The following is an 8,894-nucleotide window of genomic DNA, read 5'->3' as shown; positions in this document are numbered from 1 at the left end:
GGGTGGAACGGAGTGTAGGACACTCGACTCCTGCGGGAAATAGAGGGAAACCTGAGATCCTGCAGTGCAGCGAGGAAGCTCAGGTTCCTCCACGCGGAAAGCGAGCGGCCGTAGTGCAATGGAACGAACGTGTTTTGACAACGTAAAGAGGTGAGAAAAGGGAATGTTCGTCTTTTTGGAAATTTGTTTTGTTATGTCCCACTCTCTTTTAGTTTTTATCACATAGATTGCTACTTGAATTTTAAAATGAAATCATTCATAATAATGCTGTATAGATTTTTTTAATATAAAATGCAGAGATAGGAAAAAGTAGTAGCTGTCTCCCTGTTAAAGAGAGCTGGTGGTCGGTGTAAATCAGCCATAGACAGATATGAAGTACATCCTTGAGCATCTTTTGTGAACGTGTTAGTAGCAAAAGACGGGAAGACCGTTACATCGTTTAAGTGGAAAATAACCGTTGTTATTTTCAAATAGGGTGGTACCGCGATATTTTCGTCCCTTCTTTTATAGAAGGGGCGTTTTTGTGTTGTTTTGAAAGATATATTAAAGGAGAGAAACTTAGATGAACATTTTACAAGATCTTGAATTCCGTGGTCTTATTAATCAACAAACGGATGAAAAAGGATTAAGTGAGTTATTAAATTCTGAATCAGTTCGCTTATACTGTGGATTCGACCCAACGGCTGATAGCTTACACATTGGTCATTTATTACCCGTGTTAATTTTACGTCGCTTCCAGCAAGCTGGTCATCAACCAATTGCACTAGTTGGTGGAGGTACAGGTCTTATTGGAGATCCAAGTGGGAAAAAAGCAGAACGTACGTTAAATGAAAAAGAAACGGTAGCGATGTTTAGTGATCGTATTAAAGGTCAGCTATCTCGCTTCTTAGATTTTGAAAACGGGGATAATCAAGCGGTTATTGCAAATAACTATGACTGGATTGGATCTCTAGATGTGATTACATTCTTACGTGATATCGGCAAAAACTTTGGTATTAATTATATGATGGCGAAAGATTCTGTTCAATCACGCATTGAGTCAGGAATTTCTTTCACAGAATTTAGCTACATGATTTTACAGTCTTATGACTTCTTAAACTTATACAAAACGTATAACTGTAAGCTGCAAATTGGGGGAAGCGACCAGTGGGGGAACATTACAGCTGGCCTTGAACTAATTCGTAAATCTGAAGAAGATGCAAAGGCATTTGGTTTAACAGTTCCGCTTGTAACAAAAGCTGACGGTACAAAGTTCGGTAAAACAGAAGGTGGAGCAGTTTGGTTAGATGCTGAAAAGACAAGCCCTTATGAGTTCTATCAGTTCTGGATCAACACAGATGACCGCGATGTTGTAAAATACTTAAAATATTTTACGTTCTTATCTCATGAAGAGATTACAGCGCTTGAAGCATCTGCCAATGAAGCGCCTGAAAAACGTGAAGCTCAAAAAGCGTTAGCGGGTGAAATGACAGAACTTGTTCATGGGAAGGCAGCTCTAGAGCAAGCAATTCGTATTTCACAAGCGTTATTTAACGGTAACATTGCTGAGTTAACTGCAGGAGAAATTAAAGAAGGATTTAAAGATGTACCTTCTTACAATCATAGTGGTGAAGAAGTAGGACTTATCGATTTACTTGTTGAAAGTAAAATTTCTCCGTCTAAACGTCAAGCACGTGAAGATGTAACAAACGGGGCAATTTATATTAATGGAGAACGTATTCAAGATCTTCAAAAAGTAATGACGGAAGCAGACCGTATTGAAGGGCAGTTCACAGTTATTCGACGCGGTAAGAAAAAATATACGTTAATTCAATATTAATGAAAAGACGCTCAAGTTTGAGCGTCTTTTTTCATGAGTAAACAAAAAAAGATTCCCAATAGAGGGAATCTTTTTTTACTATTAACGAGAGTAGAACTCTACGATTAGTGCTTCGTTGATTTCAGGAGATAATTCAGTACGCTCAGGTAAGCGAGTGAAAGTACCTTCTAATTTTTCTGCATCTACAGTTAAGTAGTCTGGTACGAAGTTTGTAGCTTCTACAGATTCTTTAATAATTGAAAGGTTGCGAGATTTTTCGCGAACACCAATCACTTGACCAGGTTGTACACGGTAAGAGGGAATGTCAACGCGTTTACCATCAACTAAGATGTGACCGTGGTTAACTAATTGACGAGCTTGACGACGAGTGCGTGCAAGACCCATACGGTATACTAAGTTATCAAGACGAGCTTCTAAAAGAATCATGAAGTTCTCACCGTGCTTACCAGTTAATTTACCAGCAGCAACGAATAAGTTACGGAATTGACGCTCGTTTACGCCATACATGTGACGTAATTTTTGCTTTTCTTGTAATTGTAAACCGTACTCAGAAATTTTCTTACGTTGTCCTGGGCCATGTGGACCTGGAGCGTAAGGGCGTTTTTCTAATTCTTTACCTGTACCGCTTAGAGAAAGACCTAAACGACGAGAAATTTTCCAACTTGGACCTGTATAACGAGCCATGATGACTCCTCCTTGTTTGTGTTTTTATTTTATGCAAAACAAAAACAGACACATTCTAACGATATGCTCATTTTGTTTTCATGTACCATCGCTCTAGCAGCAGAGAGTTACACGATACACCATCAGCTCATGCTGAGGAACAAAATGAAAAAACATAAAGAAGACTGTATAAGCTGCAATATTTTACACAACGAGTATTATATGTTTTCTACATCAGATTGTCAAGCCTGTTAATTTAAAAGGTTATGATAGGAAAAAACAGGATTTTTTATTATAATAAAAGAATGGTTTAGAAGAGGAATTAATGGTGTAGGTGATAATGAAATGAATCAACAAGAAGTTTTGAGAGAATTAAAAGGACGTTTATTTGAATTAACGCACGTTAATGACAATGCTGAATCATTACGACAAACATTAGATAAAATGGTGCAGAGCATCATTTCTATATTGGAATCTAGCAGTGGTTTTATTGCGTTAAAAGCAGGAGAACTCTATGGCTATAAATTAATAGCATCTGTAAATAAAAAAGGTAATCAAAGCAATGATAAGGGTGAAAAAGAGGTATTAGACCTTCTTAACTCTTTACCGTTACATACTCAACAAAGCTATTATGTGACAGATTCGTATATTGTAATGGCGCTAACAATTGAGCATTATCATTGTTTGTTTGGTATAGAAAGAACGGATTTAGTAAAGGGAAATAGTAATAGCTTTTTAACAGAGCTTAGCAAGCAGTGTATTGCATTTCTAAAGAAAGTATATGCCCATTATCAAACATCCATTGATAAGGCGCGATATAAGGAGCTATACGAATTAACAGAAGCATTTAACCGTTCCATGAACATGGATTACATATTAGAAAAAGTGATAAGCGTATTGGAAGGTATGTATCCAACGTATCAACATAAAATTTATGTTGCCCATGATTATCGTGGGCGGTATATCGATAAAATCTTGCCCCTATCATACGATGATCAAGAGCTAATGAATATTTATGTGACAGGTGAGGTTGACGTAGTTTCAACAGATAGTACAGGCTGCAAAGTTTATGCACCTCTTGTAGGTTCGCAGGGAACTTATGGTGTGCTTATTATGGAAAAGAGTACACCGTCTTTTTTTTCACATTCAGAAATCCCCTTTATTAAACAATTAATCAGCGTCACAGCAGGGGCATTGGAGAAGGTACAGCTTTATGTACGTTCGCAAAAGAACCTTACCGATTTAAAGCTCATTAATGAAACATCACGTCATTTAAACGAAAAATTAAATCTATACGACGGTATTCATTATGTGTCGAATCGAATTATGACATCATTTGATGCTCAAGAGGTTGGCGTAATCTTCTTTGAGGATGATTATTATGCCCCATTAAAAGGAAACACTGCATTTTTTGACACCCCTGGTGCGAGATACTATATTGAGTATGCATATAAAAGGATTACTCAGGAGAATGAATCGTTGTTTATAAACAATATAGTTGGAGAGCTGAATGATGAACTTGTTACATTTCAATCACTAATTGCTGTACCGATGGTTCAAGACCAACAGTTAAAAGGTATGGTAATGGTTCTTCATAAGCAACCTTATTTCTTCTCTTTTGATACATTTAAGCTCGTTCAGGAGATTGTTCATCATTCAACGCTTGCATTTGTGAACGCGATGCTGCGAGATGAATTAGAAAAGTTAGTCGTGACAGATCATTTGAGTAAGCTTTATTCGAGGAAATACTTGGATCAGTGTATTGAAGAGTCTATGAGAAAAGATTCGGGCGGCTCATTTATTTTATTAGATATTGATAATTTTAAGAGAATAAACGATACATATGGTCATCAAGTAGGAGATGATATTATCATTCAAATATCAAATCTTATTAAAGGGAATATTAGGTTAAATGATGTAGCAGCAAGGTGGGGCGGGGAAGAATTAGCTGTTTACTTGCCCTGCACTACATTAAGTATCGCAAAGCGCATAGCCAATCGGCTTGTTAAGCGTGTAGAAGAAGAAACAATCCCAAAGACAACAATTTCCTCTGGTATTTCTTTTTGGTCTCAAGAACAACAAGATTCAACTGAGAAACTATTTAAGCGGGCTGACCTAGCATTGTATGAAGCGAAAAAAAGAGGGAAAAACCAAGCCGTTATTCAAGAGTATAAATAATAAAGAGGATGCTTAAGCATCCTCTTTACTTATTTATTACATTGCTTCTAGCAAAGCTTCAACAAACTTCTCTAAATAAGCTTGGTCTAGTTCATCAAAACGGTTTTTAATTGGGCTATCGATGTCCAACACACCAATTAATTTATCGTCTTTTACAATAGGGACAACAATCTCTGATTGAGATGCAGCATCGCAAGCGATATGACCGGGAAACTGATGTACATCAGCAACAAGCTGCGTTTGTTGTGTTTCAGCGGCAGTTCCACAAACACCTCTTCCAAATGGAATTCTTACGCACGCTGGTAAGCCCTGGAAAGGGCCAAGCACTAGCTGATTCCCTTCCGTTAAATAAAATCCAACCCAGTTTACATCTTCTAAAAACTGGTTTAAAAGTGCTGAAGCATTAGAAAGGTTTGCGATCAGATTATTTTCTCCGTCAATTAATGCACGAAGTTGCTTTAAAACAAGTTCATAATTTTTTTCTCTTGATTCGCTATAATTTTCGACATGAAACATGTTATTCTCCCCCATTCAACATAAAACGTATAAAATGTATCAAAGCGCGTCGTTCTGTTCATGACTTTGTCGATAAAAGATTACAGGAACTTAGAAGCTTATCACGAATTATGTAGATAAGCCCATAAAACCCTTTTAAATAATGTAACGATTTCTCTCGGATTTTGCAATGACTTTGATTGTGTATAAGAAGACGTGATTCCTGCTTAAATATCACTTGATTGAAAAAAGATGAGGTGGTAAAAATGGTTGCTCAAGCTAAAACGAAGGAACGAATTATTGACGCTGCGGTTTCATTATTTAACGCGAAAGGTTTTGATGGAACTTCAGTACGCGAGATTGCTACAAAAGCAAAGGTGAACGTAGCGAATATTTCATATTACTTTGAAGGTAAAGAAGGGCTATTAGAAACGCTTGTTACAACTTACTTTGAAGGCTATATAGCAGAACTTGAAAATGAATTTGAGCTCAGGGAATATAAAGATGCTAAGGAGTGTTTACAGGGGATGGTCTCTGCTGTACTGAATTATCAGCACGAAAACCGTACAATTGCGCGGCTTGTATATCGCGAGATTTCACTAGACACGACGTTCATAAGAGAAGTTATGACAACATACTTAACAAAAGAAAAGTACTACCTTAAAACCGTTTTAGAAAAAGGAATGGAAGATAGGGAATTTCGAAAGGTTAACCCTTCATTTATCATTATTCAGCTGAAAGCACTGCTTTCGATGCCCTACCTTCATCCACAATATTTAACAGAGGTATTATATATTATGCCTCAAGAAACCTACTTTTTAGAGCAATACAATGGCGAACTAACTGCTTGGATTCGAACGATGCTATATGAACAGCGTGAACCGAAAAAGCAAGTGTACGTGCGTTTAACAAGAAAATAGCGTTTCGTAACCTTGACCGAGGTCCTTCGCACAATGGGCATCTGATCCATAGACAAGAGGGATCTTTTTTTTGCGTGCTAATTCAAGCACATCAGGAGCAGGGTATGCTTCTTGACAAAGAGGTTTAAAGAGTCCAGCTGCATTATAATCAAGCTCCAAGTTTTGTTGCTGAATAGCTAATAAAATCGTATTAATTTTTTCAGTAAATCGATTTGGACACGGAAATTGCTTTTTGAATTTATGAACAAGTGTAATATGTCCAATTCGCTTCGGCTTAAAAAGTCCTAGGTCATAGTTTACAGACTTCAACAGCGTTTCGTAGTACTTATCATATGTTTTGCTTACACTCCCAAATTTCTGTACAATATGAGCAAATGCTTCGGGGCTATAATCTAAACAAAAGTACTGACGGTCAAATCTTAAAAAGTGAACAGACAGTATGCTGTCGTCTAAGTGAGGACCGTATTCATTTAAAAATTGCGTAGTTTTCGTTTCAAATCCATCAATATAATCCACTTCAAGTCCAACGTTGATTTTTAAATCGTTGGCATACTGCTCTTTTATGTGATGGACATCTTTTAAATAATTTTCAAGCTGTGTCATCGACATGCCGCTATCTTGTTCCGGAGTTGGGTCAACAAAATTCTCAGGAATCGGGGCATGCTCTGTAAATGAAATTTCCTGGAAGCCTAATTGGATGGCTTTCTCTACATAAGCTTGTAATGAATCCTGTGAGCCATGTGGACAAAATGGTGTGTGGATATGTCGGTCTACCTTCATCAACTTGCATCACTCCTTTCATTTTCTTTAATTGTAACGTTGCAGGCTAAAACTTCAACTGTAGAACTCAAAATTTCAGCAATTTTGTCGATGAATTTAGAAAAGCAAAAGGTTTTTCTTTGAAAGAAATGATAAAAGGAGACACAGTCGACAAATTGCCAATATTTTGTGTGAAAAAATTAAAATTTTTGCTCAAAAGCAAGGCTTTACATGGTATCATAAAAACATTGACGCTTAAACATTTAAAGGATTACAATAACCCTTTTTATAAATAGGAAACTTGTCATGTAGAACGTATTGTAAGGGGGCTTAGTATGGAATTTATTATTGCACTAATCATACTAATTATTGGATTAGTTGTGTACGGAATGTTTTCACGAAAAAAAATTTATCAGGAAATTGACCGGCTTGAATCTCGTAAGATGGAGTTAGAGAATATGCCGGTGGCAGAGGAAATTTCAAAAGTAAAAGAACTAAACATGACAGGTCAAACTGAAGAGCTATTTGAACGCTGGCGTGAACAGTGGGATGAAATCGTAGCAACTGAGCTTCCAAAAGTTGATGAATTACTTTTTGAAACGGAAGAATGTGCAGATAAATACCGCTTTAAAAAAGCGAAGCAACTATCTATACATATTAATGAACTGTTAGATAAAACAAAGGCTGAGATTGAGAACATATTAACAGAATTACAAAATCTCATTGGCAGCGAACAAAATAATCGTCATGACATTGAAGAGCTTAACCAGTTGCACCGTCATGTAAAGAAAAAGTTGCTAGCGCACCGCTATTCGTATGGAAAAGCGGAAAAAACGCTGGAAGCAGCGATTGATCATGCAAAGAAACAGTTTGCTGTTTTTGAAGAAGAAACAGCAAATGGAAACTATTTACAAGCGCGAGAAACGGTTCTGCAATTAAAAACGGATTTAACGACAATTGATACATGCTTAGAACAAATTCCAAAAGTGTTAGTAGAATGTCAAACTACGCTTCCAGCTCAGTTTTCAGAGTTAATTGATGGATTTATGGGTATGACCAGAGACGGCTACGTGTTAGATCATTTGCAAGTTGAAGAAACGATTGAATTTTTAAGACATGAAACAGACACGATTATTCAACAAATCGAAGAGCTTTATGTAGAAGAAGCAATGGCAAAGCTCGATGATGTAAATGAACGCTTAGAGCAACTATACGATGCTTTAGAGCACGAAGTGTATTCATATCATAAGATGAATCAAGAATCTCAAACGGTTTCACATTTCTTGAAGCTTTTACAAGATAAGAACCGAGAACTGCGAGATGAAACACTGTTCGTACAACAAAGCTATCACTTTAAAGAGAAAGACTTAGAGCTGTATTACAAAATGGATCGTGAATTAAAGCGTTTAACGAACCTTTATTATAATATCTCAGATAAAGTAGCGGAACATAACTTAGCTTATAGCGTTATTCAAGAAGAACTTGAAGATGTGTCTAAGCAACTAAAACAGCTTCAACAGTCTCAAGAATCTTATAGCGATATGCTTCAAGCGTTGAGAAAAGACGAACTAACGGCTAAAGAGCAAATTGAGGATTTAAAGTCTCAGCTTATTGAGGCAAAAAGGTTGATTCAGAAAAGTAATTTACCAGGTGTACCTGAATACTATAAGGTACAGTTAGAAAAGACGATGCACCTCTTGAAAGACGCAACGTTAAAGCTTCAAGAAAAACCTCTTAACATCCAAGCAGTCCAAGCTCTTCTTAGTGAAGCTGTAGAGGCTGTAAAAGAGACATTTGAAGAAACGGAAGCAATTCTAGAAGAAGCGCAGCTTGTGGAGAAGATGATTCAATATGGAAATCGTTACCGCAGTCAGTATGGATCGGTAGCTCAAGCGCTACGAGATGCAGAAGAGCTATTTCGTAAATATGAATATAAAGAAGCTCTAAACGAAGTAGCTAGTGCGATTGAACAGGTCGACCCTGGTGCGGTAGAAAAAATCCAGCAGTTTATGATCACAAATAGATAGAATAAAAAAACGTCAGCTTAGGGGACTGACCCC

General features: G+C 37.0%; 7 protein-coding genes and 1 other annotated feature. Of the genes, 4 read left to right on the top strand and 3 right to left on the bottom strand.

All coding sequences use genetic code 11. The features are described from left to right. Positions 1–287: 287 nt before the first annotated feature. Positions 288–503 (top strand) — a binding site (T-box leader). Positions 504–562: 59 nt separating this feature from the next. Beyond that, positions 563–1,819, top strand: a complete 1,257-nt coding sequence (gene tyrS, locus BFL01S_RS17365; protein ID WP_025909472.1) for a tyrosine--tRNA ligase — start codon at positions 563–565, stop codon at positions 1,817–1,819. 81 nt (positions 1,820–1,900) lie between these two features. On the opposite strand, the gene rpsD is transcribed toward tyrS, so the two are convergent. Next, positions 1,901–2,503 carry a 30S ribosomal protein S4 gene (rpsD, locus tag BFL01S_RS17360; RefSeq protein ID WP_025909471.1) on the bottom strand — a complete coding sequence of 201 codons (603 nt, stop codon included), beginning with the start codon at positions 2,501–2,503 and terminating at the stop codon, positions 1,901–1,903. Between the two features lie 324 nt (positions 2,504–2,827). Here rpsD and BFL01S_RS17355 point away from each other — a divergent pair, with 324 nt between their 5' ends. Then, entirely contained in the window at positions 2,828–4,660 is a 1,833-nt protein-coding gene (locus tag BFL01S_RS17355; protein ID WP_061786464.1) for a sensor domain-containing diguanylate cyclase, read from the top strand. Between the two features lie 36 nt (positions 4,661–4,696). Here BFL01S_RS17355 and msrC read toward each other — a convergent pair whose 3' ends face one another. After that, positions 4,697–5,176 (bottom strand): free L-methionine (R)-S-oxide reductase MsrC, encoded by a 480-nt coding sequence (msrC, locus tag BFL01S_RS17350; RefSeq protein ID WP_025909469.1) that lies wholly within the window; start codon positions 5,174–5,176, stop codon positions 4,697–4,699. A 245-nt stretch (positions 5,177–5,421) separates the two neighbouring features. Between msrC and refZ the strand changes: the two genes are divergently transcribed. After that, complete coding sequence (gene refZ, locus BFL01S_RS17345) at positions 5,422–6,075, top strand: forespore capture DNA-binding protein RefZ (RefSeq protein WP_061786463.1); 654 nt, start codon at positions 5,422–5,424, stop codon at positions 6,073–6,075. On the opposite strand, the gene hisJ is transcribed toward refZ, so the two are convergent. Next, the gene (gene hisJ / locus BFL01S_RS17340; RefSeq protein WP_025909467.1) at positions 6,061–6,855 is read right to left on the bottom strand and encodes a histidinol-phosphatase HisJ; all 795 of its coding nucleotides are present in this window, start codon (positions 6,853–6,855) and stop codon (positions 6,061–6,063) included. The two genes, refZ and hisJ, sit on opposite strands and share 15 nt — an antisense overlap. Before the next feature lie 314 nt (positions 6,856–7,169). On the opposite strand from hisJ, the gene ezrA reads away from it, so the two are divergent. Further along, positions 7,170–8,861 (top strand): septation ring formation regulator EzrA, encoded by a 1,692-nt coding sequence (gene ezrA, locus BFL01S_RS17335; RefSeq protein ID WP_061786462.1) that lies wholly within the window; start codon positions 7,170–7,172, stop codon positions 8,859–8,861. Positions 8,862–8,894 lie beyond the last annotated feature (33 nt).

Origin of the sequence: Priestia flexa NBRC 15715 (assembly GCF_001591565.1) — a bacterium.
Lineage (GTDB): Bacteria > Bacillota > Bacilli > Bacillales > Bacillaceae_H > Priestia > Priestia flexa.
The sequence above is the reverse complement of the archived record's forward strand: the minus strand, read 5'-3'. Positions and strand labels throughout refer to the sequence as shown.

Coding starts and splice junctions, on each gene's coding strand:
- tyrS (WP_025909472.1), top strand. CDS start 563: ATGAACATTTTACAAGATCTTGAATTCCGTGGTCTTATTAATCAACAA.
- rpsD (WP_025909471.1), bottom strand. CDS start 2,503: ATGGCTCGTTATACAGGTCCAAGTTGGAAAATTTCTCGTCGTTTAGGT.
- BFL01S_RS17355 (WP_061786464.1), top strand. CDS start 2,828: ATGAATCAACAAGAAGTTTTGAGAGAATTAAAAGGACGTTTATTTGAA.
- msrC (WP_025909469.1), bottom strand. CDS start 5,176: ATGTTTCATGTCGAAAATTATAGCGAATCAAGAGAAAAAAATTATGAA.
- refZ (WP_061786463.1), top strand. CDS start 5,422: ATGGTTGCTCAAGCTAAAACGAAGGAACGAATTATTGACGCTGCGGTT.
- hisJ (WP_025909467.1), bottom strand. CDS start 6,855: ATGAAGGTAGACCGACATATCCACACACCATTTTGTCCACATGGCTCA.
- ezrA (WP_061786462.1), top strand. CDS start 7,170: ATGGAATTTATTATTGCACTAATCATACTAATTATTGGATTAGTTGTG.